Annotated in this window: 22 protein-coding genes and 1 pseudogene; 17 read left to right on the forward strand and 6 right to left on the reverse strand. The window is 67.8% G+C overall.

From position 1 onward, the window contains the following. Positions 1–24 precede the first annotated feature (24 nt). Positions 25–1,296, reverse strand: a pseudogene (locus tag AC1DC5_RS00330) (MFS transporter); the annotation flags it as partial. Between the two features lie 78 nt (positions 1,297–1,374). Here AC1DC5_RS00330 and AC1DC5_RS00335 point away from each other — a divergent pair. The 9 genes from AC1DC5_RS00335 (at position 1,375) to AC1DC5_RS00375 (ending at position 11,692) form a co-directional block, all read left to right on the forward strand. Further along, entirely contained in the window at positions 1,375–2,043 is a 669-nt protein-coding gene (locus AC1DC5_RS00335) for an ArsR/SmtB family transcription factor (RefSeq protein ID WP_441406419.1), read from the forward strand. 181 nt (positions 2,044–2,224) lie between these two features. Beyond that, a complete protein-coding gene (gene topA / locus AC1DC5_RS00340; RefSeq protein WP_476863814.1) occupies positions 2,225–4,951 on the forward strand; it encodes a type I DNA topoisomerase in 2,727 nt (908 codons plus the stop codon). Between the two features lie 117 nt (positions 4,952–5,068). Continuing rightward, on the forward strand, positions 5,069–5,515 hold the full coding sequence (locus AC1DC5_RS00345) for an SseB family protein (RefSeq protein WP_476863815.1): 447 nt from the start codon (positions 5,069–5,071) through the stop codon (positions 5,513–5,515). A gap of 60 nt (positions 5,516–5,575) precedes the next feature. After that, a complete protein-coding gene (locus AC1DC5_RS00350; protein WP_476863816.1) occupies positions 5,576–6,619 on the forward strand; it encodes a Ppx/GppA phosphatase family protein in 1,044 nt (347 codons plus the stop codon). 114 nt (positions 6,620–6,733) lie between these two features. Next, positions 6,734–7,075 (forward strand): YciI family protein, encoded by a 342-nt coding sequence (locus AC1DC5_RS00355; protein WP_476863817.1) that lies wholly within the window; start codon positions 6,734–6,736, stop codon positions 7,073–7,075. Positions 7,076–7,100: 25 nt separating this feature from the next. Next, positions 7,101–8,393, forward strand: coding sequence for an RNA polymerase sigma factor (locus AC1DC5_RS00360; RefSeq protein WP_476863818.1), 1,293 nt, complete (start codon positions 7,101–7,103; stop codon positions 8,391–8,393). 202 nt (positions 8,394–8,595) lie between these two features. After that, the gene (proC, locus tag AC1DC5_RS00365; RefSeq protein WP_476863819.1) at positions 8,596–9,429 is read left to right on the forward strand and encodes a pyrroline-5-carboxylate reductase; all 834 of its coding nucleotides are present in this window, start codon (positions 8,596–8,598) and stop codon (positions 9,427–9,429) included. Positions 9,430–9,474: 45 nt separating this feature from the next. Further along, positions 9,475–10,068 (forward strand): HhH-GPD-type base excision DNA repair protein, encoded by a 594-nt coding sequence (locus AC1DC5_RS00370; RefSeq protein WP_441406479.1) that lies wholly within the window; start codon positions 9,475–9,477, stop codon positions 10,066–10,068. A gap of 79 nt (positions 10,069–10,147) precedes the next feature. Further along, a complete protein-coding gene (locus tag AC1DC5_RS00375) occupies positions 10,148–11,692 on the forward strand; it encodes an FAD-dependent oxidoreductase (RefSeq protein ID WP_476863820.1) in 1,545 nt (514 codons plus the stop codon). Between the two features lie 21 nt (positions 11,693–11,713). On the opposite strand, the gene AC1DC5_RS00380 is transcribed toward AC1DC5_RS00375, so the two are convergent. Further along, a complete protein-coding gene (locus AC1DC5_RS00380) occupies positions 11,714–12,352 on the reverse strand; it encodes a potassium channel family protein (RefSeq protein WP_175558467.1) in 639 nt (212 codons plus the stop codon). A 40-nt stretch (positions 12,353–12,392) separates the two neighbouring features. Then, on the reverse strand, positions 12,393–13,823 hold the full coding sequence (locus AC1DC5_RS00385; protein ID WP_441406411.1) for a TrkH family potassium uptake protein: 1,431 nt from the start codon (positions 13,821–13,823) through the stop codon (positions 12,393–12,395). 103 nt (positions 13,824–13,926) lie between these two features. Between AC1DC5_RS00385 and AC1DC5_RS00390 the strand changes: the two genes are divergently transcribed. Further along, on the forward strand, positions 13,927–15,150 hold the full coding sequence (locus AC1DC5_RS00390) for an acetoin utilization protein AcuC (RefSeq protein ID WP_476863821.1): 1,224 nt from the start codon (positions 13,927–13,929) through the stop codon (positions 15,148–15,150). A 13-nt stretch (positions 15,151–15,163) separates the two neighbouring features. On the opposite strand, the gene AC1DC5_RS00395 is transcribed toward AC1DC5_RS00390, so the two are convergent. Further along, positions 15,164–15,673 (reverse strand): hypothetical protein, encoded by a 510-nt coding sequence (locus AC1DC5_RS00395; protein WP_441406409.1) that lies wholly within the window; start codon positions 15,671–15,673, stop codon positions 15,164–15,166. 162 nt (positions 15,674–15,835) lie between these two features. Here AC1DC5_RS00395 and AC1DC5_RS00400 point away from each other — a divergent pair, with 162 nt between their 5' ends. Continuing rightward, positions 15,836–16,408 carry an ArsR/SmtB family transcription factor gene (locus AC1DC5_RS00400; protein WP_476863822.1) on the forward strand — a complete coding sequence of 191 codons (573 nt, stop codon included), beginning with the start codon at positions 15,836–15,838 and terminating at the stop codon, positions 16,406–16,408. A gap of 148 nt (positions 16,409–16,556) precedes the next feature. Continuing rightward, complete coding sequence (gene gdhA / locus AC1DC5_RS00405) at positions 16,557–17,894, forward strand: NADP-specific glutamate dehydrogenase (RefSeq protein WP_476863823.1); 1,338 nt, start codon at positions 16,557–16,559, stop codon at positions 17,892–17,894. Positions 17,895–17,999: 105 nt separating this feature from the next. Here gdhA and AC1DC5_RS00410 read toward each other — a convergent pair whose 3' ends face one another. Further along, positions 18,000–19,328, reverse strand: coding sequence for an alpha-hydroxy acid oxidase (locus AC1DC5_RS00410; RefSeq protein ID WP_476863824.1), 1,329 nt, complete (start codon positions 19,326–19,328; stop codon positions 18,000–18,002). A gap of 123 nt (positions 19,329–19,451) precedes the next feature. Here AC1DC5_RS00410 and AC1DC5_RS00415 point away from each other — a divergent pair, with 123 nt between their 5' ends. Beyond that, positions 19,452–20,147, forward strand: coding sequence for a FadR/GntR family transcriptional regulator (locus AC1DC5_RS00415; RefSeq protein ID WP_476863825.1), 696 nt, complete (start codon positions 19,452–19,454; stop codon positions 20,145–20,147). Positions 20,148–20,162: 15 nt separating this feature from the next. Here the strand turns inward: AC1DC5_RS00415 and AC1DC5_RS00420 are convergent, their stop codons facing one another. Then, positions 20,163–21,194 carry a LacI family DNA-binding transcriptional regulator gene (locus AC1DC5_RS00420; RefSeq protein ID WP_441406404.1) on the reverse strand — a complete coding sequence of 344 codons (1,032 nt, stop codon included), beginning with the start codon at positions 21,192–21,194 and terminating at the stop codon, positions 20,163–20,165. 355 nt (positions 21,195–21,549) lie between these two features. Here AC1DC5_RS00420 and AC1DC5_RS00425 point away from each other — a divergent pair, with 355 nt between their 5' ends. From AC1DC5_RS00425 to AC1DC5_RS00440, 4 genes are read left to right on the forward strand one after another with little or no spacing between them, the layout of a single operon-like run. After that, positions 21,550–23,001 carry a Gfo/Idh/MocA family protein gene (locus tag AC1DC5_RS00425; protein ID WP_476863826.1) on the forward strand — a complete coding sequence of 484 codons (1,452 nt, stop codon included), beginning with the start codon at positions 21,550–21,552 and terminating at the stop codon, positions 22,999–23,001. A 44-nt stretch (positions 23,002–23,045) separates the two neighbouring features. After that, complete coding sequence (locus AC1DC5_RS00430; RefSeq protein ID WP_476863827.1) at positions 23,046–24,008, forward strand: NAD-dependent epimerase/dehydratase family protein; 963 nt, start codon at positions 23,046–23,048, stop codon at positions 24,006–24,008. Beyond that, positions 24,005–24,910: a 5-dehydro-4-deoxyglucarate dehydratase gene (locus tag AC1DC5_RS00435; protein ID WP_476863828.1), complete on the forward strand. Its 906-nt coding sequence runs from the start codon at positions 24,005–24,007 to the stop codon at positions 24,908–24,910. The genes AC1DC5_RS00430 and AC1DC5_RS00435 overlap by 4 nt, the downstream gene beginning before the upstream one ends. Next, positions 24,910–26,022, forward strand: coding sequence for a mandelate racemase/muconate lactonizing enzyme family protein (locus AC1DC5_RS00440; RefSeq protein ID WP_476863829.1), 1,113 nt, complete (start codon positions 24,910–24,912; stop codon positions 26,020–26,022). Before AC1DC5_RS00435 ends, AC1DC5_RS00440 begins: the two co-directional genes overlap by 1 nt. Positions 26,023–26,024: the final 2 nt, after the last annotated feature.

A 26,024-nucleotide genomic window follows, 5' to 3' on the forward strand; every position in this document is an offset into this window, starting at 1 on the left:
GGGCGCGGCGTCGTCGTCGGCAGGGACAGTTGCTCCGTCGCTGCCGTAGCGCGGCAGGACATATATGGTCACGGCGAGGGCCACCAGGACCCCGCCCACTCCGGTGACCAGGAAGCTCACCCGGATGGGGAGCAGGGCGCCAAGCAGTCCGCCCAGCGCGAGCGCCCCGATGGAGACGGCCCGGGTCATGCCGCCGATGATCGCCATGGCCTGGCCGCGCCCGCTTTCCGGGATCCGGAGGATGGCAATCGCCCCGAAGCATGCGTTCAGCACCCCGCAGGCGGCCCCCATGGCCGTGTAGGCCACGAACAGCAGTTCGACGCTCGGCACCAGGGCCATGATTCCCAGGAAGGCCGAGGTCAGGGCCATCGAGGCCAGCAGTGCGCGAAGGCGGGCCGGCGGGGTCTTGATCCGGCTGGCAAGTGCCGCGCCGGAAGCCATCCCGAGGCCGAATGACGCGGCCAGCAGCCCGTACTGCGTCTCGGAGGCGCCGAGTTCGTCGCGGGCAAGGAACACCTCAAGGACGTTGGTCGCCTCGCCGACGGTGATGAAGAACAGCGCGCCGAGGACCAAGGCCCAGACCAGGCCGTCGCGGCGGATCAGGCGCAGGCCATCCAGCAGGGCGGGCTTGTCCCTGCCGGCCCGTTCGGCGGCGGTCCCGCGGCGGGTCCGGATCAGCAGGGCGCCCAGGGCCATCGCGAGGTAGCAGGCGCAGGCGGCGGCAAACACGAGGCCGGATCCGCCCCAGCCGCTGAGGAGCCCGCCCGCGGCCGGCCCCACCATGCCCGCGATCATGATGGTTGCCTGCATGGTGCCCAGAGCGCGCGGGGTGCGTTCCTCGCCCACGATCCGGGGCAGCAGGGCCTGCCAGGTCGGCCCGGCCACCGCCTGGGCGGTGTCGAGGAGGAACGTCATGGCGAACAGCACCGGAAGGTAGTTGTCCAGATACTGCATCCCCAGCCCCATGCCGGCGACCGCCGCGGCGCTGACCACGGAGGACGCCGTCGCGAGCGTCCTGGAATCCCGCGTGTCGGCCAGCCGACCGGCCCAGGGGGCCAGCAGCACCAGCGGGAGCGCGGAACAGAGCAGATAGGCCGCGACGAGCCAAGGCCCGGCCACGGCGGTCTGGCCGGCGGCGGCGATGTTCTGCAGGTGCAGCATAACGCTGATGATGACGGCGCCCATGCCCGCCGTGGCGATGAAGCGGGCACTGCTGGCAAGAACGAAGTCGCGGTTGCGCCAAAGGGGCTGCGGGGCTACGGAACCGCCGGGCAGATTATGAAGTGTATGTTTCATAATCGCAAGGTACTCCCCGCCGGAACTTAGTGTCAAGCACTTCTTTCATAGTTTGGCGGTGCTCGGTAGACTGGTGGTGTGAATGCAGAAACCCCAATGGCGGAGGCGCCGGTCCCTCCGGCCACCAAGCGCCGGCAGCGCCCGGAAAAGAACGTGGAGATCACCGACCCGAAGGCGATCCGGGCGTTGGCCCATGCTGCCCGGCTGGAAGTCATCTCCGAACTGTATTCAACCCAGGTGAGCCGGACCGCCACCGAACTCGCCGCGCAGACCGGCCTCACGCCGAGCGCCATGAGTTATCACCTGCGCGCGCTGCAGAAGTGGGGCATCGTGGTGCCGGCCGCCACGGCCGGCGATGCCCGGGAACGCCGCTGGAAAGCCGCCGGCACCGACTTCACGATTAAATCGGGCGGAGGTGTCGCGAGCCCCGAGTTCGCGGTGCTGGACCTGGAACTGGACGCCTACCGCCGGCGCGTCAACGCCTACGCCAAGACCCGGGACGAGCGGCGCCAGCGCGGCGAAGCCGGGGACGGCCCCTCCTCCGTGGTGCTTGCCAGCAGCCTGCTCTACCTGACCCCGGCGCAGCGGGCCGAGCTGAACAGCCGGCTCTTCGACCTGCTCCGGGACTACGAGCTGGAGGACCCGGACCACGTCCCCGAAGGTGCAGAGCGGATGGCGACCATGTGGTCGATGATCCCGGATGACCGCGGGAGGGCTCTGGCCGGCCCGTCCGGTACCCCCGCCTGAGGCCGTCCCGGCTGCGGTGGCCGCGCCCGGCAGATGGGGGAGAGGCGCAGGGCACATTACGTCCGGGAGCCGTGTCCGGAGGCCCGTGATTACAGGCTGGATGCGCGGGAATCGGCAAAATATGGTGAACTAGGCGGGTATGGGCGCATCTGCCCGAGAAACCTTTTTCTGTAGGAGCACCGTGCCAAGCAAGGCCAAAACCGGTAAGAAACTCGTGATTGTGGAGTCTCCCGCCAAGAGCAAGACCATCGCCAAGTACCTCGGCGAGGGCTTCATTGTTGAGGCCTCCATTGGTCACATCCGCGACCTTCCGCAGCCTTCGGAGCTGCCGGCGGATCTGAAGAAGACCTCGGTGGGCAAGTTCGCCGTCGACATTGATAACGACTTCAAGCCGTACTACGTGGTGTCCCCGGACAAGAAGAAGAAGGTCGCCGAACTCAAGGCCCAGCTCAAAGACGCCGACGCTGTCTATCTCGCAACCGATGGGGACCGCGAGGGCGAGGCCATCGCGTGGCACCTGCTGGAAGTGCTCAAGCCCAAGGTGCCGGTCTACCGGATGACCTTCGGTGAAATCACCAAGGAAGCCATCCACCGCGCCATGGACAACCTGCGCGACGTCGACCAGGACCTGGTGGACGCGCAGGAAACCCGCCGCGTGCTGGACCGCCTCTACGGCTACGAGATCTCCCCGGTGCTGTGGCGCAAGGTGGCCCGCGGCCTCTCGGCCGGGCGCGTGCAGTCCGTTGTGACCCGCATGGTGGTGGACCGCGAACGTGAGCGGATGGCCTTCAAAGCGGCCTCCTACTGGGACCTGACGGGCCAGTTCGGCGCCGGGTCCGGCTCCTTCAAAGCGAAGCTGGCCATGGTCGACGGCGCCAAGGTCGCCAGCGGCCGCGACTTCAACGACAACGGCGAGCTGACCTCCCGCAACGCTGTGCACCTCAACGAGGAACTCGCCACCTCGCTTGCCGCCGGCCTGCAGGACGCCGATTTCCGCGTCCGCTCCGTCGACACCAAGCCGTACACCCGCCGCCCGGCCGCGCCGTTCACCACCTCGACGCTGCAGCAGGAGGCTGGCCGCAAGCTGCGCTTCTCCTCGAAGAGCACCATGCAGGTGGCCCAGCGACTGTACGAAAACGGCTACATCACCTATATGCGTACGGACTCCTCCGCGCTGAGCAACGAGGCCGTCACGGCCGCGCGGCGCCAGGCCTCCGAGCTGTACGGCCCGGAGTACGTCCCCGCGTCCCCGCGCGTCTACAGCGGCAAGGCAGCCAACGCGCAGGAGGCCCACGAGGCCATCCGTCCCGCCGGTGACTCCTTCCGCACGCCGGCCCAGGTGGCCAAGCAGCTCTCCGGCGACGAGTTCCGCCTCTACGAACTGATCTGGAAGCGCACCGTCGCCTCGCAGATGGCCGATGCCAAGGGCTCCACCGCCACCATCCGCCTCGGCGCTATTGCTACCGACCGCCGCGACGCCGAATTCTCGGCCTCCGGCACCGTCATCACGTTCCCCGGCTTCCTCGCCGCCTACGAAGAAGGCAAGGACGAAAGCCGCGGGGATGAGGACTCCGAAGAAGCACGCCGGCTGCCCAACGTGGCCAAGGACGACGCACTCACCGCGTCGGAAATTGTCGCCGTCGGGCACGAGACCTCCCCGCCGCCGCGCTTCACGGAAGCGTCACTGACCGCCGAGCTGGAAAAGAAGGGCATCGGACGCCCGTCCACCTACGCGTCCACCATCTCCACCATCCAGGACCGGGGCTACGTCCGGAAGCAGGGTTCGGCGCTCGTCCCGAGCTGGATCGCATTCTCCGTGATCCGGCTGCTGGAACAGCACTTCCATGATTACGTGGACTACGAGTTCACGGCCGACATGGAAGCGGACCTGGACAAGATCGCCAACGGCCAGGCGGCCGGGCCCGCCTGGCTGAAGCACTTCTACTTCGGCGAGGATTCCAATCCCGGACTGCTGAGCATCGTCAACAACCTAGGCGAGATCGACGCCCGCGAAATCAACTCGATTCCCATCACCGACGGCATCACGCTGCGGGTCGGGAAGTTCGGCCCGTACCTGGAGAGCTCCATCCCGACCGTCGATCCGAAGACCGGCGAAGTGGTGGAGGCCGCCCGCGCCAACGTCCCCGAGGACCTGGCCCCGGACGAGCTCACCGCGGCCAAAGCCATTGAGCTGATGGAAACCGCCGCGCCCGAAGAGCGCGCGCTCGGTGCGGACCCGCACACCGGACACACCGTCGTCGCCAAGAACGGCCGCTACGGCGCCTACGTCACCGAGATCATCCCGGAGATGACCGAGGAACAGCTCGCCAGCCAGCCGGTGGAGTACTACAAGAACGGCAAGCCCAAACCGCCGAAGAAGCCCGTGAAGGCCAAGCCCCGCACCGGGTCCCTGTTCGCATCGATGGCCGTGGACACCATCACCCTGGACGAGGCCCTGCAGCTCATGAGCCTGCCCCGGGTGCTCGGCCAGGACGCCGAGGGCAATCCGATCACGGTGCAGAACGGCCGCTTCGGCCCGTACCTGAAGAAGGGCACGGACTCGCGGTCCATCGGGTCGGAAGAGGAAATCTTCACGATCACGCTTGAGCAGGCGCTGGAGATCTACTCCCAGCCGAAGCAGCGCGGCGCCCGCGCCGCCGTCCCGCCGCTGGCGGAATTCGGCCCCGACCCGGTCTCGGAGAAGAACATCGTGGTGAAGGAAGGCCGGTTCGGTCCGTACATCACCGACGGCGTCACCAACATCACCGTGCCGCGCTCCACCGCGCTGGAGGAGCTGACCCGGGAACAGGCCGTCGAACTCCTCGCCGAGAAGCGCGCCAAGGGTCCGGTCAAGCGCACGACGACGGCCCGCAAGGCCCCGGCCCGCAAGGCTGCCGCCAAGAAGTAGGACTGCCCCACCGAGGTCGCCGGAAACGTGCGAAGTCGCCGGAAGCTTCCGGCGACTTCGCGGGTTTCCGGCGATTTCGCGTTTGCGGACCCGGGCGCAACGTGATCGAGTAGAGGCATGACTGAACAGCCCGCCCACTTGGACCTCCAGCCGCTGAACGACCTCGAAGAGAAGCTTGCCGTGGGGGAGCAGCCGGACGCCAACCCCGTTGACGTCATCCTCGCGTTCCTCAACAACGAGGTCTACATTGTCAGTTCCGATGCACTCGAGGAGGCCGATGCCCAGGTCGAGCCGCTGGTGCTGGCCAACTCCTCCGGGAATCCCGTCCTGGCCGTGTTCTCCCACCCGAGCCGCGTCGCCGAGCAGTACCTGGAAGCCGCGCCCAACGTGCTCGGCACCCAGGGCGCCGCGATCCTCGGCAACCTCGGGGACGATCTCGGCATGGTCATCAATCCCGGTGCCGCCTTCGGCTTCGAGATCGATCCGGAAGGCGTGGCGAACATCCGCCGCGACTTCAAGCCCGCCGAGGAGCCGGATGATGCCTCCCAGGACGGCCAGGCCTAACCGGGCCCTCCGGACGCGGCCCCGTTAGGCGGGCCGCGTCCCCGGGGGAATAATGGCACTATGCGTCTTGGCGTCCTTGATATCGGATCAAACACTGTCCACCTGCTGCTCGTGGACGCCCATCCCGGCGCGCGCCCTGTGCCGTTCGCCTCACACAAACGCCCGCTGTCCCTCGTGCAGTTCCTCGAGAGCGACGGCAGCATCAACGACGACGGCCAGCATGAGCTGATCGAGTTCGTCCTCGAAGCGTGGGAATTCGCGGCCAAGCACAAAGCCGAGGACCTGCTGGCGTTTTGTACCTCCGCGATCCGCGAGGCCACCAACGGTCCTGCCGTGCTGGCCCGGGTCAAGCATGAGACCACTGTGACGCTCCAGGAACTGACCGGCAGCGAAGAGGCCTCGATGACGTTCTTCGCCGTCCGCCGCTGGTACGGGTGGGGCGCCGGTCCCATCCTGAACCTGGACATCGGCGGCGGCTCCTTCGAAATGGCCTACGGGGAGGACGAACTCCCTGAACTGGCGACGTCAGTACCGCTCGGGGCGAGCCGGCTCACCCGGGACTGGCTCCAGGAGGACCCGCCGTCGGCCAAGAGCGTCAAGGAACTCCGCCGCTACATCCGGACCACGCTCAAGCCGGTCGTCCGTGATTTTGAGAAGCTGGGCAAGGCGAACCACGTGGCAGGCACCTCCAAGACCTTCCGCTCGCTGGCCCGCATCGCAGGGGCCGCGCCCAGCGCCGCCGGCCCCTACGTCAAAAGGGAACTGTTCTCGACGGATCTGGGTCTCTGGGCGCAGCGCATCTCGGCCATGGAGGTGGAGGACCGGCTCAACCTGCCGGGGGTCTCCGAAGCCCGCGCTCCCCAACTGCTGGCCGGTGCTCTCGTGGCCGAGGCCGCGCTCGAAATGTTCGAGTTCCCCAGCATGGAGATCTGCCCCTGGGCGCTCCGCGAGGGACTGATCCTCCGCCGGCTGGACCAGCTGGTCTTCGAAGGGCCGCTGGGGCCCGCGCCCCACGTGACCGGGACCGGCCACCCTCCTGTGCTGCAGTCGCCCGACGGAGACGAGGCGGAACCAGCGCAGGCCGCACCGGCCGACGCCAGGTAAAGGCCGCCGGCTGCCGGGTCGCCCCGGGTGGCGTGTCGATCCGGACGCCCGCCGTTCGTCTAGAAGGTGAGAGGCCGGTACGGAGCCGGTCCAATCGTCAAGGAGGGCACAACCATGGCACAGTACCTGCTCAGCGTTTACCAGCCCGTCGGTCCCGCACCGGCCCCGGAAATCCTGGAGCCCATCATGCGGGACCTCGAGGCCCTGAACCGCGAAATGAAGGCCGCCGGTGCCTGGGTGTTCGCGGCCGGCCTGCACCCCGCAGGGTCCTCCACTGTCGTGCGGCAGCAAGGCACCGAGGTGCTCATCACCGACGGTCCCTTCGCCGAAGCGAAGGAGCACCTCGGAGGATTCACCGTCATCGAAGCATCCGACCTCGACGCCGCCCTCGGGTGGGCCGGCAAGCTTGCCCGCGCCACCACCCTCCCCATCGAAGTGCGACCCGTCCAGCACTAGGCACCCGGGAACGGTTCGCGCAACCATGCCACGAGTACCGACGCCGGAACCCGGCGGGACACCGGAGACGGACATCGCCAGTGTCTTCCGGCAGGAATACGGGCGCGCGGTGGCAGTCCTGACCCGCGTCCTCGGGGACATCGATGCCGCCGAGGACGCCGTCCAAGATGCCTTCACGCTCGCCGTCCGGCACTGGCCGTCATCGGGCATCCCGCCAAGCCCGGCAGGCTGGATCATCACCACGGCCCGGAACCGGGCCGTCGACCGGCTGCGCCGGGAAGCCGGACGCGGGGACAAACAGCGCAACGCCGCGCAGTTGCAGGCGGCCCGCTCGCCGGCAGTGCCGACACCCGAGGAAATCGTGATCACTGAACTCACGAGGGAGGGCACGGTGGATGACGACAGGCTGCTGCTGATATTCACCTGCTGCCACCCGGCCCTGGCCACAAACGTCCAGGTGGCACTGACCCTGCGGCTGCTGGGCGGACTCACGACGGCGGAAATCGCCCATGCCTTCCTGGTGCCGGAATCCACCATGGCCCAGCGCCTTGTCCGGGCCAAAGCCAAGATCCGGGATGCCAGGATCCCGTACAAAGTGCCGCGCGGGGCGGAACTTCCGGGACGGCTGCAACCGGTGCTGGCCGTGGTGTACCTCATCTTCAACGAGGGCTACAGTTCCAGCTCCGGCGGCCCGCCGATCCGCGAGGACCTCTGCCGCGAAGCGGTCCGGCTGGGCCGCCTGCTCGTCGCGCTGATGCCGGACGAACCCGAAGCCAAGGGACTGCTGGCCCTGATGCTGCTGACCGAATCACGACGCGCCGCGCGGGAAGCCGGCGGCGGCGTGGTCCTCCTGGCCGACCAGGACCGGCGGCTGTGGGACCGGACCCTGATCGCCGAAGGGCAGGAGCTGGTGCGTCAATGCCTGCGGCGGAACCAGCCGGGACCGTACCAGCTACAGGCCGCGATCAACGCCGTCCACAGCGACGCGAACGACGCCGCGGCAACAGACTGGCGGCAGATCCTCTGGCTCTATGACCAGCTCACCGACGCCGCGCCCGGACCCGTCGTGGCCCTCAACCGGGCGGTGGCGCTTGCCGAGGTCGAGGGTCCCGAACCTGCGCTGCTCCTCGTCGACGCTCTCGGGCTCGACAGCTACAGCCTGTTCCACGCCGTGCGTGCCGATTTGCTGGTCCGGCTGGGCCGCCGGGCCGAGGCCGGCGCGGCGTACCGCGCCGCGCTGGAGCTGGTCCGAAATGCTGCCGACCGGAATTTCCTGGAAGCCCGCCTGCGGGACCTCGGGCCGGGACCGGCCGTTTAACGACGAAGGCACCGGCCGTCCGCTGCGGGAAAATGGGGGGAAACCCGCTGCAGACCACCGGTGCCGGGCAGACATCCGCATGCCTGCCGCATCACTCGCACCCTCAATGAGGTAACTACTACGTTAGCCACGGAGTTTGTGAAGACCCTGACCCGAGGATGTGAGCTGGCTGTGAATCGGGGCGGACTGCAATGATGGGGGGATGAGCAACCGAATCGCATTCCTGGGCTGTGGATCAATGAACGAGGCCATTATGGGCGGCCTGATCGCGGGCGGCGCCGACCCGGCGGACATCGTCGCCACGGTCCGCCGCGCAGAACGCGCCGACGAACTCGCCAAACGGCATCACGGCATCACGGCGATCGCCGGCGAGGAAGAGCCGGAGAACAACAAACAGGCGGCCACCGGCGCCGGCGTCGTGATCCTGGGCGTCAAGCCCGTGGGCATAGCGGATCTGGCACGTGAGATCGGCGATTCGCTGGCACCGGACGCGATCGTCATCAGCGTCGCCGCAGCTGTGTCGCTGGAGCAGCTGGAAGCCGCGCTGCCGGCCGGCCAGCCGGTGATCCGGACCATGCCGAACACCCCCGCGAAGCTGGGCCGCGGCGTCGTATCCGTGTCCCCGGGGACGCACTGCTCCGCCGCGCAGCTCCAGCTGGCCAAGGACGTCCTCGCTGCCGCGGGCACCGTCGTCGAAATCCCCGAGCACCAGGTCGACGCACTGTCCGCGATCAGCGGCTCCGGCCCGGCGTACGCGTTCTACCTGGCCGAAGCCATGGCCGACGCCGGCGTCGAACTGGGACTCGACCGTGACCTGTCCCTGCTGATTGCGCGTGAAACCGTCGCCGGAGCCGGCTTCATGCTGGCTGAGCCGGGCGCTGATCCGACGGCGTTGCGTAAGGCCGTCACCAGCCCCAACGGCACCACTGAACGCGCCATCGCCACCTTCGATGAGCGCGGCCTCCCCGCGATCATTGCCGGTGGTGCCAGCGCCGCCGCAGCGAGGGCCGCGGAGATCACCAAACAGCTCGGCTAGCCCAACCCGGGCGAAGGCATGACGCAGACCGGACCGGATGGCAGGATGGGACCCATGGAACTGCACATCACAGGGGATCCCGCGGCGGACAAACTACTCGGCGACGACGCGTTCGCCCTGCTCACCGGCATGCTGCTTGACCAGCAGGTGACCATGGAGTCGGCCTTTGCCGGTCCTGAAAAGATCCGGACGCGCATCGGATCCATGGACCCCGCAGCGATCGCCGGCTACGATCCGCAGGCGTTCGTCGAGATGTTCAAAGAACGCCCGGCCGTCCACCGGTTCCCCGGATCAATGGCCGGCCGCGTCCAGGCCCTCGCCGAGACGGTGCACGGCGACTGGAACGGTGACGCCGCTGCCATCTGGACACAGGGCGACCCCGACGGGCAGGAAGTGCTGCGCCGGCTCAAGGCGCTGCCGGGATTCGGCGAACAAAAAGCGAAGATCTTCCTGGCGCTGCTGGGAAAGCAGTGTGGACTCCAAGCCGAAGGCTGGCGCGAGGCCGCCGGCCACTACGGGCAGGAGAACGCCTTCCTGTCCGTCGCCGACATTGTGGATCCGGAGTCGCTGAGCAAGGTGCGCGCCAGCAAGCAGGCCGCCAAGGCCGCCGCGAAGGCGGCGAAGACCGCCGGTCCCTGATCCTGCGGTAGCTAAAGCCAGCGACGCCGGGAAGAACGCGCCCGACGGCGGAGGAACCTAGTGTGTGGAGGTCGGGACCGTGAAGGAACAGCCGGCAGGACGACTCCTTTCCCTCTGGACTGCCACCGGAGGAGCCGCCACCTACGCGTCCCTGGACGAGGACGCTGCCGCATCCCTGGGCGTGGATGTTGCCGTGATCGGCGGCGGCATCGCGGGCCTGACTGCCGCCCTGGCCCTGAAACGGGCGGGCCGGACGGTGGCCGTGCTGGAGGCGGCGCGGGTGGGCACCGGCGTCACCGGAAACACGACGGGCAAGGTCACCTCACTGCACCGGCTTGCCTACACGGACCTTGCGGCCCGCCACGGCGTCGGCACCGCCGCCACCTACGGGCAGGCCAACGAGGCAGCAATTGAACACATTGCGGACGTCGTGGCGGCGGAAGGAATCGACTGCGGCTTCCGGCGGGTGGCCAATTACACCTACGCCGAATCCGTGTCCGCGCTTGCACTGGTCCGGGAGGAAGCGGCGCTGGCCGGACGGCTCGGGCTGCCGGCATCCTTCACGGATGACGTGCCGCTGCCCTTCGCGGTCAGGGGCGCCGTCCGTTTCGACGGGCAGGCACAGATCCACGCGCTCAGGTACGTGCAGGGCCTGGCCCGGGCAGTGGACGGGGACGGCAGCTTCGTCTTTGAGGAGTCGCCTGCCACGGGTTTCCGGGACGGCTCTCCGGCCGTGGTGGACACGGAGCGGGGATCAGTCCGGGCGCGGGACATCATTGTGGCAACGAACATGCCTTTCGGGGACAACGGACACTTCGCCGGGCGATGCTACGCGCACCGCTCGTATCTCGTCGCCGGACACAGCGCAGTTCCCCCGCTGGATGCAACCTTCGTCAGCGTCGATGAGCCGATGCGCTCCATCCTGACCGTCGACGTCGAGGGCACCAGCTACGTGCTGGCCGGCGGTGAAGGACACCCGGCTGCCGAAAACGTTGACTCCGCCGAGCGGTACGGGCGGCTCGCGGCGTTTGCCCGCGACCGCCTGGGCGCCGGGGAGATCGCCTTCCGCTGGTCCACCCAGGACGCCATGCCGGCCGATGGGCTGCCCTACGTGGGCCTCATGGCTCCGGAGTTCCGGCATGTCCACGTGATCACCGGCCTCCGCAAATGGGGCCTCACCAACGGCACGGCCGCTGCCTTGATCCTCCGGGACACGCTGTGCGGCACCGCTAACCCGTGGGCCGCGGTTTTTGACAGCACCAGGAGCGGCGGAGCATTGCGTGCGGCGCCGTCGCGACCGGCGGAGCGGATGCCCCCGGCCGGCGCTGCCCCGGCGGAAGTAGCTCCGGAAGAGATCGCTCCGGGCGCGGGGAAAGTGGTGGACGTCAAAGGGGCTAAGACTGCCGTGTACGTCAGTCCCGCGGGGGACGTCCAGGCGGTCTCGGCCATCTGCACGCACCTTGGCTGCACCGTCGAATTCAATCCGGCGGACGTGACCTGGGACTGCCCCTGCCACGGCTCCCGTTTCAGCACTGACGGCACGGTTATCCAGGGGCCGGCCACGAGGAACTTGGCCCCCGGCCCGGACCCGGACGCCACCGCCTCCACCCCCGGAAGCGCCTAGTAACGGCCGCCGCCACCGGCGCTACGGCCGGGCGGCGAACCTCTCCAGCAGGTCCACGTGCCCGGAAACGATGAGCATGTCCCGCGAGGATACCTTCGTCTCCGGCCGGGCGTAGGTGAAGTCCTCGCCCGGGGACTTCACGCCCACGATCGTGACGCCGTACTTGGACCGCACCTTGGACTCGTCCAGCGTGAAGCCCACGGTTTCACGGGGCGGATACATCTTCACGATCGCGAAGTCGTCGTCGAACTCGATGAAGTCCAGCATCCGGCCGGAGACCAGGTGCGCGGCGCGGACGCCGGCGTCGGCCTCCGGGTAGATCACATGGTTGGCGCCGATCCGGGTCAGGATCTTGCCGTGCGAGGGCGTGATCGCTTTGACCCAGAGGTGCTCGATGCCGAGGTCCACGAGGTTCACCGTAATCAGCACCGAGGACTCGATCGACGTGCCCACACCTACGACGGCGGAGCTGAACTCCTGCGCGCCGAGCTGGCGGAGGGCATCGATGTTGGTGGCGTCGGCCTCGACCACGTGGGTCAGGACGCTGGACCACTTCTGGACCAGGCTCCGGTCCCGTTCGATCGCGAGCACCTCACGGCCCTGCTTGACCAACTGCTCTGCGGTGGAAGCGCCGAAGCGGCCCAGCCCGATCACCAGCACGGGGGCGTTGTGGGCGGGGCGGTTGACGGCGCCTGAGGAACTAGCCAATGATGGGTCTCTCTTCCGGGTAGTGGTACAGCTGGCTGCGCTGGCGCAGGGCCAGGGCGGCGGCGAGGGTGACGGTGCCGACGCGCCCGGCGAACATCAGGGCGCTCAGGACATAAACGCCCGACGGCGGCAGCTCGGCACTCAGGTTCGTGCTGAGGCCCACCGTGGCGAAGGCGGAAATCGTTTCAAACAGCACCCGGTCCAGGGACGCGCCGCTGATGTGGAGCAGCAGCATGGCCGACACTGCGACGAGCGTGGCGCCGGCGACGATGACCGAGATGGCGACCCGCATGGTGCCTTCGGGGATGGTGCGCCCGTAGACCTTCACATCGGAGTCGCCGCGGGCCTCGGCCGCGATAGCCAGGAACATCACCGCGATGGTGGTGACCTTGATGCCGCCCGCCGTCGAGGCCGAACCGCCGCCGGCGAACATCAGGGCGTCGGTCAGGAGCATGGTGGTGGAGTCCATCTGGTTCTGGTCCACCAGGTTGAAGCCGCCGGACCGGGTCATCACGGACGCGAAGAGTGAATGAATGACCTTGTCCGCCACGGTCATTTCGCCGATGGTCCGCACGTTTTCCCATTCCATCAGCCCCCACAGCACGGTCCCGCCCACGAGCAGGATCAGCGAGACCTGGATGGTCAGCTTGGTGTGCAGGTTCCACTTCTTCCAGTTCAGACCGTTCTGCTGCAGCACCATCACCACCGGGAACCCCAGGCTGCCCAGGAAGACGCCCAGCATCAGCGGGACCAGGATCCACAAGTCGGTCTCGTAGGGCACGATGCCGTCCGAGTGCGGCGTGAAGCCGGCGTTGTTGAACGCGGAAATCGAGTAGAACACCCCGTGCCAGACAGCCTGGCCGAAGCTTTCGCCCAGCAGCAGGAACCGCGGGATCAGCGCCAGAGCCAGCGCTGCCTCGATGACCACGGACGTCACAATGACGATCCGCAGCAGGGTGCCCACTTCGCCGAGCCGGCCGGCGTTCATGGCTTCCTGTGCGATCAGCTTGCCGCGCACACCCAGCTTCTTGCTCACCATGAGGGCCAGCAGCGAGGCCAGGGTCAGGGTGCCCAGGCCGCCCACGAAAATGCCGACCAGGATGACGAGTTGGCCGAAGAAGGACCAGTGCACGGCCGTGGACACCACGGTCAGGCCCGTGACGCAGACCGCCGAAACCGCGGTGAACAGGGACTGGTACAGCGGGGTGAACTCACCCGCGGCTGAGGACACCGGCAGGGACAACAAAGCGGTGAACACCAGGATCACCATGCCGAACGCGGTCAGTGCCAGCCGGGCAGGGGAGGTATTGGCGATGTTGTCGATGAAGTCGCGAAGGCTTGTGAAGATCCACAGGCCCTCCCGCTCCGGAATGCCGGGGTGCCAGCTGGCCGGGCTCTTGGACCTCGACTGGCTTTGCGTCATGTGTGACATTTCCTTGCTAGAAACTGTTTCCATCAGTAGTAAACCACTAAACCCCGCGCAATGACCGGGGAGCGGGGTTCCGCGCTCGGGTAGCCTGTGATTGATGACATACCTGCCGGGGCTCACACAGGCCGCACTGCCGACGACGGTTGTGTGGGACCCTGCCATGACCGCCTACAACTTTGGCCACGGCCACCCGATGGCCCCGGAGCGGATGGAACTCACCGCCAGGCTGGCGGGAAGCCTCGGCCTGCTGGATCTGGACCACGTTACTGTCTCGGCCCCGGACGTCGCCAGCGACGCGGAGCTGTGCACGGTCCACAGCCCGGACTTCGTCGCCGCCGTGCGGCGGGTGAGCGCGGATCCGGGGACCCCGGACCTGGAGCGCGGGCTCGGTACCGAGGATGACCCGGCTTTCGCCGGCATGCACGAGGCCAGTGCCCGGCTGGCCGGCGGCTCCCTCCTGGCCGCCGCCGCCATCCTGGACGGCACCGCCATCCGGGCGGTGAACTTCGGCGGGGGCATGCACCACGCGGCCCGAGAACGCGCGAGCGGTTTCTGTATCTACAACGACGCGGCCCTCGCCATCCAGCGGCTGCTCGACGGCGGTGTGCAGCGCGTGGTGTATATCGACATCGACGCCCATCACGGCGACGGAACCCAGAGCATCTTCTGGGACGATCCGCGCGTGCTGACCATTTCCCTGCACGAGACGGGGCTGACCCTGTTCCCGGGCACCGGGTACGCCAACGAGATCGGCGGGCCCAACGCGCAGGGCAGCGCCGTGAACGTGGCCCTGCCCGCCGGGACCGGGGACGGCGGCTGGCTCCGGGCCTTCCACGCCGTCGTGCCGCAGCTCGTGGGGGCATTCGAGCCGGAGGTCATCGTGAGCCAGCACGGCTGCGACTCCCACCGGCTGGATCCGCTGACGCACCTCAACATCAGCGTCGACGGCCAGCGGGAGGCCGCCACCGCCATCGGCAATCTCGCGGCCCGGTACTGCGACAACCGCTGGATCTCCACGGGCGGCGGGGGCTACAACGTCGTCACCGTGGTGCCGAGGTCGTGGAGTCACCTGATCGCGATCGCCGCGGGGCGCCCTGTCCCGCTCCGCACACCCGTCCCGGAGGACTGGCGAAGCTATGTGAAGGACACCTACGGGTCAAAATACGGAGTGGACGCACCGGAAATGATGGGCGACGACGTCGACCTCTGGTGGCGCTCCTGGGAAGTCGGCTTCGATCCGAACGACGAAGTGGACCGGACAGTGATGGCCACCCGCAAGGAAGTCTTTCCGCTCTACGGACTGGACCCCTGGTTCGACTAGCCGGCTGCTGCGGTTAACCCGCTGCGGACGGTTCGGGGCTGGGCTTCTCGGTCTGGAACACCACCCCGGCGGCGCCGATGATCCAGCCCAGCAGCGAGAGCGAGAACGCCCCGATCAGGTCGGAAGAGGCGGTGCCCTTCACCAGCCACACACCAAGCACCAGCAGCCCGATCGCGAGGTACACCATCAATGCCGTGATGACCCGGCCGGAGAGCTTGGTGGTGATCCCCCCGGCGTCGAAGACACCGGCCTGGGCCTTCCCCGCGGCCTCCCCGCTGCGTTGCTCCTCCCGGCGCACTTCGGCGATGGTGAAACCGAGGGCGGAGGCGGTCAGCGAACTCAGCGAGGTGGACAGCGCCCCTGCGGCGCAGACGACGGCGCCGTTCAGCTGGGGCGGGGTGCCCGGTATCTCCGGGACGAACACCCAGACCTGAATCAGGACGTTGCCCCAGACGATCACGAACAGGGCCAGGAACACGGCAGCGATGATGTTGAACAGCTGCTTCCGGAAGAAGTCCCCCACGGTCGTCCACTCCTCTGGGTCGGTGGGCTGCGGCCTCACCTGCCGGGCAGGCGGTGTGTCCGTTCTAGCACCGCCCCCGGTGCGGGGCAATGCCCGGCGGTTACCAGCGGCGGCGGCAATTGGTGGATGCCATCCGGCGTATATGTCGCTAGTGTGGAGGGCATGGTGACAGACGACGTATTTGCCGTCATTGCTGAGGCAACCCGGCGTGACATTCTGGTGTCCCTCCGCAAGGGGGACAAAGCAGTGGGGGAGCTGGTCCAGGAGCTCGAGGCCAGCCAGCCCACCATTTCCAAGCATCTCAAGGTACTCCGCGAAGCGGACCTGGTGAGCATGCGCGCCCAGGGCCAGAAGCGCTACTACACGCTCAATCCCAAGCCGCTGGCCGGGATCGCCAGTTGGCTGGAGACGTTCGACGTCGGCGCTTCCGCTGCGGCGCCGGCGCCGGCGATGTCAGCTGCGCCGTCACCGGCCCGGACGCCGGACCACCGGCTCCAGACCGTCCCGGACACCCTGGCCGAGGCCGCCACGTCCGCGCCCGAACCTGCCCCACAGCCCGCCGCGGCGCTCGCCGGGCGCGCCGCGGGCAGCCCGCTGAGTCCCGCCGTCGTTCTCCCGGTCGGCACGGCAGGCGAGGACAAAATGCCCCAGCAGATCGGCCGTACTGTCGGCCGGGCCGCCACCAAGGCGGCCGACCTCCTGGCCAATCTGCCGAAGTTCGGCCGTAAGAAGTAACCGTTCCGTTTGTGTTCCCCGTCACCCCGTTCCTGTCACACGGGGCAATTAGCGGCGCCCGAATGGATATCGCTTCCGGCCCGGTGCAACCATGGAAAGGCTTGTTTTGTCGCGCCCGACGAGGGGCGCTGAAGTTTGAGGAGTTGCAATGGACGCACGGCTTGAAGCCATCAGGGACACGGTGCTGGCACGGAATCCCGGCGAAGGGGAGTTCCACCAGGCCGTCACCGAGGTCTTCGAAAGCCTCGGCCCGGTGCACGACCGGCACCCGGAGTTCCTTGAAGGCGCCATCCTCGAACGGCTCTGCGAGCCCGAACGGCAGATCATCTTCCGGGTCCCGTGGGTCGACGACGCCGGGCGCTTCCAGATCAACCGGGGCTTCCGGGTGGAGTTCAACTCGGCCCTGGGGCCCTTCAAGGGCGGCCTGCGGTTCCACCCCTCGGTGAACCTGGGCATCGTGAAGTTCCTCGGCTTCGAGCAGATCTTCAAGAACGCCCTGACCGGCATGCCGATCGGCGGCGGCAAGGGCGGCTCCGACTTCGACCCCCGCGGGCGCTCGGACGCCGAAATCATGCGCTTCTGCCAGTCCTTCATGACCGAGCTGTACCGCCACATCGGCGAGTACACGGACGTCCCGGCCGGGGACATCGGCGTCGGCGGCCGCGAAATCGGCTACCTCTTCGGACAATACAAGCGGATCACCAACCGCTACGAATCCGGCGTCCTCACCGGCAAGGGCATCTCCTGGGGCGGCTCACTGGTGCGCCCCGAAGCCACCGGCTACGGCACCGTGATCTTTGCCGAGGAAATGCTCAAGACCCGCGGCCTCTCCTTCGACGGGCAGCGCGTGGTGGTCTCCGGCTCCGGCAACGTCGCGATCAACGCGATTGCCAAGGCCCAGACCCTCGGCGCCACCGTCGTGGCCTGCTCCGATTCCTCCGGCTACATCGTGGATGAGGCCGGGATCGACGTCGCCCTGCTGCGCCAGATCAAGGAGGTCGAGCGCGGTCGGCTCAAGGACTACGAAGCCCGGCGTTCCGCCGTCACATACGTCGACGGCGGCTCCGTCTGGGACCTCGACGCCACCGTCGCACTGCCGTGCGCCACGCAGAACGAACTCGACGGCGCCGCCGCCGCCCGGCTGGTCCGCAACGGCCTGCTGGCGGTGGGGGAGGGCGCCAACATGCCCTCGACCCGTGACGCCGTCGCGGTCTTCCAGGAAGCGGGCATCCTGTTCGGCCCGGGCAAGGCCGCCAACGCGGGAGGCGTGGCAACGTCCGCGCTGGAAATGCAGCAGAACGCCAGCCGCGACTCCTGGTCCTTCGCGCACACCGAGGAACGGCTCACGGAGATCATGGTTGGAATCCATGACCGCTGCGCCGCCACGGCCGAAGAATACGGGGACCCCAGGAACTACGTGCTGGGCGCGAACATCGGCGGCTTCGTGAAGGTGGCCGACGCGATGCTCGCCCAGGGGCTCATCTAGGCCTTCCCGCACCCGGTGCGCGCCGAGTTGGCAGTTCGCGGCAATGTCGTCGACGGACACTGCCGCGAACTGCACACTCGCGGAACCGGGAGCCGCGATCCGTCGCTACTTCTTGAGGATCCGCACGTGGTCCGGCGTCAGCTCGGAGATCCGGCTGACGCCCAGCAGGGCCATGGTGCGGAGCATGTCCTTTTCCAGGATCTCGATGGCCCGGTCCACGCCGGCCCTTCCGCCGGCCATCAGCCCGTAGAGGTAGGCGCGGCCAATCAGCGTGAAGTCGGCGCCAAGGGCCAGCGCGGCGATGATGTCCGCGCCGCTCATGATGCCGGTGTCCAGGATGACCGCCGCGTCGCTGTTGTCGGCCTTGAGCGCCGTCGAGACGTCCGGGAGCAGGTGGAACGGGATCGGGGCCCGGTCCAACTGGCGGCCGCCATGGTTGGAGAGCACAACGCCGTCGGCGCCGTGGTCCACCACCCGGCGGGCATCCTCGACGGTCTGGATGCCCTTGACCACGAGCTTGCCCTTCCAGGTTTCACGCAGCCAGTCGAGGTCATCGAACGTCAGGGTGGGGTCGAACATCGAGTTGATCAGGTCCGCGACGGTCCCGGTGTAGCGGGAAAGCGACGCGAAGGTCAGCGGCTCGTGGGTGAGGAAGTTGAACCACCACGCGGGCCGGTACGAGGCGTCCAGCACGGTCTTGATCGTCAGCGCCGGGGGGATGGTCATGCCGTTCCGGACGTCGCGCAGCCGGGCCCCGGCGACGGCGGTGTCCACTGTGACCATGAGGGTGTCGTTGCCGGCCCTGGCGGCGCGCTCGATCAGTTCCAGCGAACGGTCTCGGTCCGTCCACAGGTAGAGCTGGAACCAGTTCCGGCCGTCCGGCGCCGCGGCGGCCACGTCCTCGATGGACGCCGTGCCCATGGTGGAGAGGGTGTACGGGATGCCGGCGGCCGCGGCTGCCTGGGACCCGGCGTATTCACCCTCGGACTGCATCATCCGCGTGAAGCCGGTGGGTGCAATGCCGACCGGGAGCCGCGACGGCTTGCCAAGGATCTCGGTGCCGAGGTCCACCCGGGACACATCGCGCAGGATGCCGGGACGGAACTCGATGTCCAGGAAGGCCTCGCGGGCCCGGCGTAGCGTGATTTCGGCTTCGGCGGCGCCGTCGGTGTAGTCGAAGGGAGCCTGGGGCGTGCGGCGCTTCGCCATGTCCCGGAGATCCCAGATGGTGCTGGCACGCCGCAGTCTGGCCGCGCGGCTGAACTCCGGCTTCTTGAACTGCATCAGCGGGGCGAGGTCCGAGTACTTCGGAACGCGGCGCTTGAGGGCGGCCGGAACGCTTCCCGGGGTGGCCGCGGCGGAATGGTGGCCCGCGCCGGTGTCGTCGGCCCGGGTGGGCGCCTCGGGATTGCCGGGTTCGATCGTCTGCGTCATTGCTGCCTCCGGGCAGGTCTCGTGTTCCTGGTGTCGGGACCCCCAGAAGACAAAGCCGCCCCGGGAGTGTGGTCCAACCACAGTCTAGGCGTGTGGTCCGACCACATCAAGTAGGATGAACCCATGCGTACCCACCAGCTTGTCCTGCAGTGGATCGAGGGCCAGTTCTCCAGCGGTCAGCTCACCCTGGGGGGCCGGCTTCCGGCCGAGCGCTCGCTCGCCGAGCAGCTTCAGGTCTCCCGCACCTCCGTCCGCGAAGCCATCCGCGTCCTGGAGGCCATGGGTGTGCTCCGGGCCGGGGTGGGGTCGGGGCCGGATGCGGGGACCGTTGTCATCGCCGACCCGGCTGCGGCGCTGGGTTCAGCACTCCGGCTGCATGTGGCCACCTCGCACCTGCCCGTCAAGGACATCGTGGAGACGCGCGTACTGCTGGAGTCCTGGGCCGCTTCCCGGGCCCGCCCGGAATCGCCCGCGCTGGCCGAGGCGGCGCGGCTGCTGGAGCAGATGGACAATTGCGCGGAGACGGAGGAGTTCCTGGCGCTGGACGTCCGCTTCCACCTGGCCCTGGCGGATGCCGCGGGCAACGCCGTGGTCAGCGCCATGATGGGCTCCCTGCGCGAAGCCATCCAGGACTATGCCGGCCGGCTCACCAGCAACCTCCCGGACTGGGACGCCACTGCTGCGCGGCTCCGTGCGGAACATCGGGGCATCCTGGCGGCCATCACCAGTCACGACGGCGGCCACGCGGCCCAGCTGGTGGCGGACCACATCGAGGGTTACTACCGGGAAGCCGGTGTCAGGCCTGACGCGAAGGCCTGACCCGCCGTCGAGATGTCATGTAGCGGGGGCGAGGTTCGCGGGGGAGGGGCCGCTGCTGGCCCTGATTTCCAGGCGTGGCTGGTATCGGGTGTCCGGCGTTTCGATCTCTTCCTTGCGGATCAGCGCCCGCAGCTGGTGCCAGGCCTGGCCGCCCAGTTCGGAGATAGGCACGGCGGCGGTGGTCAGGGTGGGCGTGGTGTAGCGGGCGAAGGGGATGTCATCGAAGCCGGTGACGGAAATGTCGCCGGGAACGTTCACGCTCCGTTCATGAAGTCCGCTCATCAGGCCCATGGCAACAAGGTCGTTGAAGGCCAGGATGCCGGTGGCGCCGCTGTCCAGGACTGCGTCCACGGCCTCATGGCCGGTATCGAAGTCCGATCCGCCGTCGAGCATGCTGACCTCCACCTCAGGATGCCTGGCCCTGAACGCCTCCAGGCCCTCGAGCCGGAGCCGGTTGGAGGCACTGCCTGCAGGGCCAGCGAGGAAGGCCAGGCGCGTATGGCCAAGGCCCGTCAGGTACTCGGCGAGGTCCTGCACTCCCTGCCCGTAGTCGACCACGAGGCTGGGAACCCCGGCAGCAGCCGTCGTCCGGTTGATCAGGACCAGCGGGTGCAGCGAGGGTGCGATTTCTTCGAGCTCGGCATCAGTCATGCGCGGGGCGCAGAGCACCAGTCCATCGCATCGGCGGCGGGCCTCGCCGGCCAGGATTGATTCCTCGCTGGGGACCTCGAACGAATCGGCGATCAGGACCCGGTAACCATCCTCGGCCGCAGCCCTGCTCAACCCGCGCAGAATAGCCTGGAACGTGGGGTTGGCAAGGTCCGGCACCACAATGCCGATGGTGTCCGTCTTTCCCAGTGCGAGGCTCCGGCCGACCGGGTTGGGCTGGTACTTAAGTTCGACGGCGGCCGCCCGCACCCGTGTCGCGATCTCCGGGTCCACGGTGAAGTTTCCGTTCATCACGCGCGAAACCGTGGCGTGCGAGACACCCGCTTTCAGGGCAACGTCCGCAATGCCGATCCTGCCAGTGGCAGATTTCCTGGCCATGGGCCCGCCTTTCGTCAGTCCGGGCCCCATAATCACCCGGCGCCCGAGGGAAAGCATACAGCGCTCTCAGAAACCGGTTTCCATTTCCCGGCGGGCCGCGTTGTGGGCAGCGCCGCAAGTGATCCGGGCCGTCGCTAGAAAACGCTTTCTTCCAAATAGCATAAGGCTTGACGGGACAGCGGGTCTATTGATAGAAATCATGTAGCGGCTGCGAGAAAACGCTTTCTCGACAGCCGAGCGAAATCTTCTGCACATCCGCAGCACCGCAGTTGCCAGCTCCAAGCTCCAAGCCATTCCAGAGCACCACCAGCGGCCGCAGCCCGGCCGAGTCTTGACGCCTTCGAAAGGGACCCTCATGGTCAACACAGCCGAATCGAGTTCTGCTACCGCTGCCTTCACACCCGCTCCGCAGACCGGCGACGAAGCCGAAGCCGCTCCGGGGCCGGGCACACGCACCCGGTCACGCATTGCTTTGATCGGCACCGGCGGACGCTCCGAGATGTACATCCGCGCCATCTTCGGCGACCACGCTGACACCGCAGAACTGGTGGCGTTCTCGGACGTTAACCCCGGCAGGGTCGAGTATTACCAGAAACTCATCCAGGAACTGGGGGCCCCAGGTCCGGTAGCTTCCTTTGACCCCGCCGATCTCACCGCCTTCATCCATGCCAACAGGATCGACCGCGTTGTCGTCACCACTCCGGACTACACCCACGCCGACTACATCGTGGAGTCACTGGAGGCGGGGGCGGACGTCGTCGTCGAAAAACCCCTCACCATCGACGCCGAGGGCTGCCGCCGCATCACCAAGGCCGTCTCGGAAACCGGCCGCAACGTGGTGGTCACGTTCAACTACCGCTACTCACCGCGCAACAGCGCCCTGAAGGAAATCATCCAGAGCGGCGTGATCGGCAAGGTCACCTCCATCGACTTCCACTGGGTCCTGGACACAGTCCACGGCGCGGACTACTTCCGCCGCTGGCACCGCGAGAAGAAGAACTCCGGCGGCCTGCTGATCCACAAGGCATCCCACCACTTCGACCTCGTCAACTGGTGGCTCAGCGACGTCCCGGAGCGCGTTTTTGCCTCCGGCGGGCTAAAGTTCTACGGCGACCACAACGCGGCCGAGCGCGGACTGGGCCCCCGCCCCGAGCGGGGAACGCCCGACGGCGGCTATCCCGCCACCGGGGACAAGGATCCGTTTGCGCTGGACCTCCGTGACGATGAGCGCCTCAAAGCCCTCTTCCTCGACAACGAGCACCACGACGGCTACCGCCGGGACCAGGATGTCTTCACCGGCGGCATCACCATCGAAGACAACCTTGCCCTCGTGGTCGAGTACCAGAACGGTCCGCGCCTGAGCTACTCCCTGAACGCGCACAGCCCGTGGGAGGGCTACCGCGTGGCCGTCAACGGCACCGAAGGCCGGGCGGAACTGGAAGTGGTGGAACGCGCCGCCGTCCTCAGCAGTACCGACAAAAAGACCGTGGTGGACCCCTCGGCCACCCCCGTCGAGGAAGAGGACGCCATCCGCCGCAACGGCGAGCGCCTGGTGGTCCAGCGCCACTGGGAGCCGGCGTACGAGGTGCCGATCGTCAACGGCGCAGGCAGCCACGGCGGCGGCGACAAACTCCTCCTGTCAGACCTCTTCAACGGCCCGGGCGAGGACCCGCTGGGCCGGCCGTCCGGCTACCTGGACGGCCTCCGCTCAGTGTCTGTGGGCATCGCCGGCAACCGCTCGCTGGAGTCCTCCGTACCTGTCCGCATCGACGACCTGGATCTCGGCGTCGACCTTCGCCGCGCCTAACGGCCGCCGGGGCAGCGGCCCTTCTGAACCCTAAGGAAACCAATATGAGCAGGATTTTTGTCACCGGCGGCTCCGGCCGGCTGGGCCGCAGCGTCGTGGCCGGGCTCGCCGGGGCCGGTCACCACGTCATCTCGGTGGACCGTGACGCCATCCCGGCGGATCAGCTGCCGGCCGGCGTCGTGCAGGAAACGGGCGATCTGCTGGCAGCGGGCGAGGCCATGCGCCTGCTGCGGGAAACCCGGCCCGACGCCGTCATCCACCTTGCCGCGATCGCCGTTCCGTTCAGCGCACCGGAAGACGTCATCCTCGCCACGAACACCCGTCTGGCCTACGCGGTCATCAGCGCCGCCACGGAGCTCGGGGTCGGCAAGATCGTCACGGCATCCAGCCCCACGGTGCTGGGGTACGGATCGCCGGCCGGCTGGTTGCCGGACTGCTTCCCGCTGGATGAACGCACCGCGCCAAGGCCCTGGAACGCCTACGCGCTCTCCAAGCTGATCGCCGAACAGACAGTGCAGATGTTTGCCGCGGCGCAGGGGGAGAAGATCAGGTACGCCGCGTTCCGCCCGTGCTACGTCATCTCGCCTGAGGAATGGGACGGCGCGCCCACGCAGCAGGGCCATACCGTGGCCGAACGCCTCGCCGATCCTGCCCTGTCCGCACCGGCGTTGTTCAACTACGTCGACGCCCGCGATGTCGCCGATTTCCTGGACGTGCTCCTGCAGAAGATGGACTCCATTCCCAACGGGGAAACCTTCTTCGTCGGAGCTGCAGATGCCCTCGCCACCGTGCCGTTGGCCGGGCTGCTGCCCCGCTTCCTGCCGGGCAGCGGTGCCCTGACCGGCGGCCTGACCGGCACCAGCCCGGCGTTCGCCGTCACCAAGGCCCGGGACCTGCTCGGCTGGGAACCCAAGCGCAACTGGCGGACCGAACTGAAGACGAGCACCACCCTCAACGACGAGACAACTGCCCTGCTGGTCACAGCCGGATCCAAGGAGACATCATGAAATTCGACGGCGTCCTGTTTTTCCCGGTCACCCCTTTCACGCCGGCAGGCGCCGTTGATGTGGAGCTCCTCAAGGAACACATCGGCTCCCGGCTCCCCTTCGGACCGGGCGGCGTGTTTCCCGCCTGCGGGACCGGCGAGTTCCATGCCCTGAGCATCGACGAGGTAGCCACCGTGGTGCGTGCCGCCGTCGAGGTTGTGGCCGGAAAGGTACCCGTGGTTGCCGGGGCCGGCGGCCCCCTGGGCCATGCCCTTGCTGCCGCACGGGTGGCCGAGGACGCCGGTGCCGACGCACTTCTGGTCCTCCCGCCGTACCTGGTCACCGGACCCACGGAGGGCCTGGTGGCCTACATCGAGGCAGTGGCGGACGCCAGCAGCCTCCCGGTGATCGTCTACCACCGCGGCAATGCCAAGTTCACTGCCGCGTCCATGGTCCGCCTCGCCGCCAACGCCAAGGTGATCGGCTTCAAGGACGGGCTCGGCGACGTTGGCCTGGCCCAGGAAATCGTGTCCGCGGTCCGGGCCACCGGACGCGAGGACTTCGCATTCTTCAACGGCCTGCTGACCGCCGAACTGACGCAGGGCGCCTACCGTGGGCTGGGCATCCCGCTCTACTCATCGGCTGCGTTCGCCATGGCACCGGAGATCGCCACGGCCTACTATGACGCCTACATTTCCGGTGACGAGCACCGCCGCAACGCCCTCCTGGAGGGCTTTTACGCCCCGCTGGTGAGGCTTCGTGACCAGACGCCCGGCTTCGGCGTCTCGCTGGTCAAGGCGGGCCTGCGGATTGGCGGACTTCCTGTCGGCCCGGTCCGGCCGCCGCTGGTGGATCCCTCCGACGACCAGCTGGTCCAGCTGAAAGCCATCCTGGCCAAGGGCCACGAGCTGGCCGCCCGCTGATGAGTGCACCCGCCGTCGAAACCGTTCGGGCTGCACCGGTCATCACGGGTCTGACCAGCCGCATCCTGACAGTGCCGCTGCGCCGCAGCTGGGGAGCGGATGCGCCGGAAAACCACGTGATCGTCACGGAGCTCCGGACGGACGACGGCGGCGCGGGCCACGGATTCTCCTGGACCCCCACCATCGGCCCGCAGGCTGTCAAAGCACTGCTCGACTACGACATCGCGCCGTTCATCACGGGGCTGCCCGCGAATCCCGAGACCGTGTGGGATACGTTGTGGAAGCGGCTGCATGAGGCCGGCGGCGGGGGACTGACCACCATCGCCATGGCGGGCGTCGACCTCGCCCTCTGGGACCTGCAAGCCCGCCGGGCCGGTTCATCCGTGACTGGTCTGCTGGGCCAGCGGCAGGACTCCGCCGAAGTGTACGGCTCCGGGGTGAACCTTCACTACACACTGGAGGAACTGGTTGCCCAGACCGAGCGCTGGGTTGCCGCGGGTCACCGGGCGGTCAAGATCAAGGTGGGCAAGCCGGATGTCCGCGAGGATGCCGAGCGGGTGGCGGCCGTTCGGTCCGTGCTTGGCCCGGACCGCAAGCTGATGATTGATGCCAACCAGCGGTGGGACCTTCCCACCACGCTCAAGGCCTTGGACGTGCTCGCGGTGTACGGACTGGAATGGATCGAAGAGCCTCTCCGCGCGGACGATCTTTGGGCGTACCGCCGGCTGCGGAAGCATTCACCCGTGCCCATCGCCCTGGGCGAAAACCTCCACACTGTCTACCGTTTCCGAGATTTCATTGACGCGGAAGCGGTGGACATCATCCAGCCCAATATCATCCGGGTGGGCGGCATCACGCCGTTCCGCCGGATCGTGGAGCTGGCCCGGACCAACAGCATCCGGGTGATGCCCCATCTGCTGCCGGAGCTGTCCGGGCAGCTGGCGCTCACATTGGCCGAAAGTACCTTGGTGGAGGACGTGGAAGATGCATCCTTCGAACAGCTGGGCGTCCTGGCAGGTCCCTCTCCGGTGCGCTTCAGCAACAGCCGGCTGACCCTCACGGACCAGCCGGGGCTGGGTTTTCGCTTCACGGAGAACCCGCCGGGCTGTTGACC

Source organism: Arthrobacter sp. 10L424, from assembly GCF_056395325.1.

Bases quoted from the DNA above. Each gene is read 5' to 3' on its own strand.
- AC1DC5_RS00390 (WP_476863821.1), top strand. From the start codon at position 13,927: ATGACATACCTGCCGGGGCTCACACAGGCCGCACTGCCGACGACGGTT.
- AC1DC5_RS00360 (WP_476863818.1), top strand. From the start codon at position 7,101: ATGCCACGAGTACCGACGCCGGAACCCGGCGGGACACCGGAGACGGAC.
- AC1DC5_RS00370 (WP_441406479.1), top strand. From the start codon at position 9,475: ATGGGACCCATGGAACTGCACATCACAGGGGATCCCGCGGCGGACAAA.
- AC1DC5_RS00350 (WP_476863816.1), top strand. From the start codon at position 5,576: ATGCGTCTTGGCGTCCTTGATATCGGATCAAACACTGTCCACCTGCTG.
- proC (WP_476863819.1), top strand. From the start codon at position 8,596: ATGAGCAACCGAATCGCATTCCTGGGCTGTGGATCAATGAACGAGGCC.
- AC1DC5_RS00430 (WP_476863827.1), top strand. From the start codon at position 23,046: ATGAGCAGGATTTTTGTCACCGGCGGCTCCGGCCGGCTGGGCCGCAGC.
- AC1DC5_RS00440 (WP_476863829.1), top strand. From the start codon at position 24,910: ATGAGTGCACCCGCCGTCGAAACCGTTCGGGCTGCACCGGTCATCACG.
- AC1DC5_RS00420 (WP_441406404.1), bottom strand. From the start codon at position 21,194: ATGGCCAGGAAATCTGCCACTGGCAGGATCGGCATTGCGGACGTTGCC.
- AC1DC5_RS00415 (WP_476863825.1), top strand. From the start codon at position 19,452: ATGCGTACCCACCAGCTTGTCCTGCAGTGGATCGAGGGCCAGTTCTCC.
- AC1DC5_RS00385 (WP_441406411.1), bottom strand. From the start codon at position 13,823: ATGACGCAAAGCCAGTCGAGGTCCAAGAGCCCGGCCAGCTGGCACCCC.
- AC1DC5_RS00410 (WP_476863824.1), bottom strand. From the start codon at position 19,328: ATGACGCAGACGATCGAACCCGGCAATCCCGAGGCGCCCACCCGGGCC.
- gdhA (WP_476863823.1), top strand. From the start codon at position 16,557: ATGGACGCACGGCTTGAAGCCATCAGGGACACGGTGCTGGCACGGAAT.
- AC1DC5_RS00435 (WP_476863828.1), top strand. From the start codon at position 24,005: ATGAAATTCGACGGCGTCCTGTTTTTCCCGGTCACCCCTTTCACGCCG.
- AC1DC5_RS00355 (WP_476863817.1), top strand. From the start codon at position 6,734: ATGGCACAGTACCTGCTCAGCGTTTACCAGCCCGTCGGTCCCGCACCG.
- AC1DC5_RS00345 (WP_476863815.1), top strand. From the start codon at position 5,069: ATGACTGAACAGCCCGCCCACTTGGACCTCCAGCCGCTGAACGACCTC.
- AC1DC5_RS00400 (WP_476863822.1), top strand. From the start codon at position 15,836: ATGGTGACAGACGACGTATTTGCCGTCATTGCTGAGGCAACCCGGCGT.
- AC1DC5_RS00425 (WP_476863826.1), top strand. From the start codon at position 21,550: ATGGTCAACACAGCCGAATCGAGTTCTGCTACCGCTGCCTTCACACCC.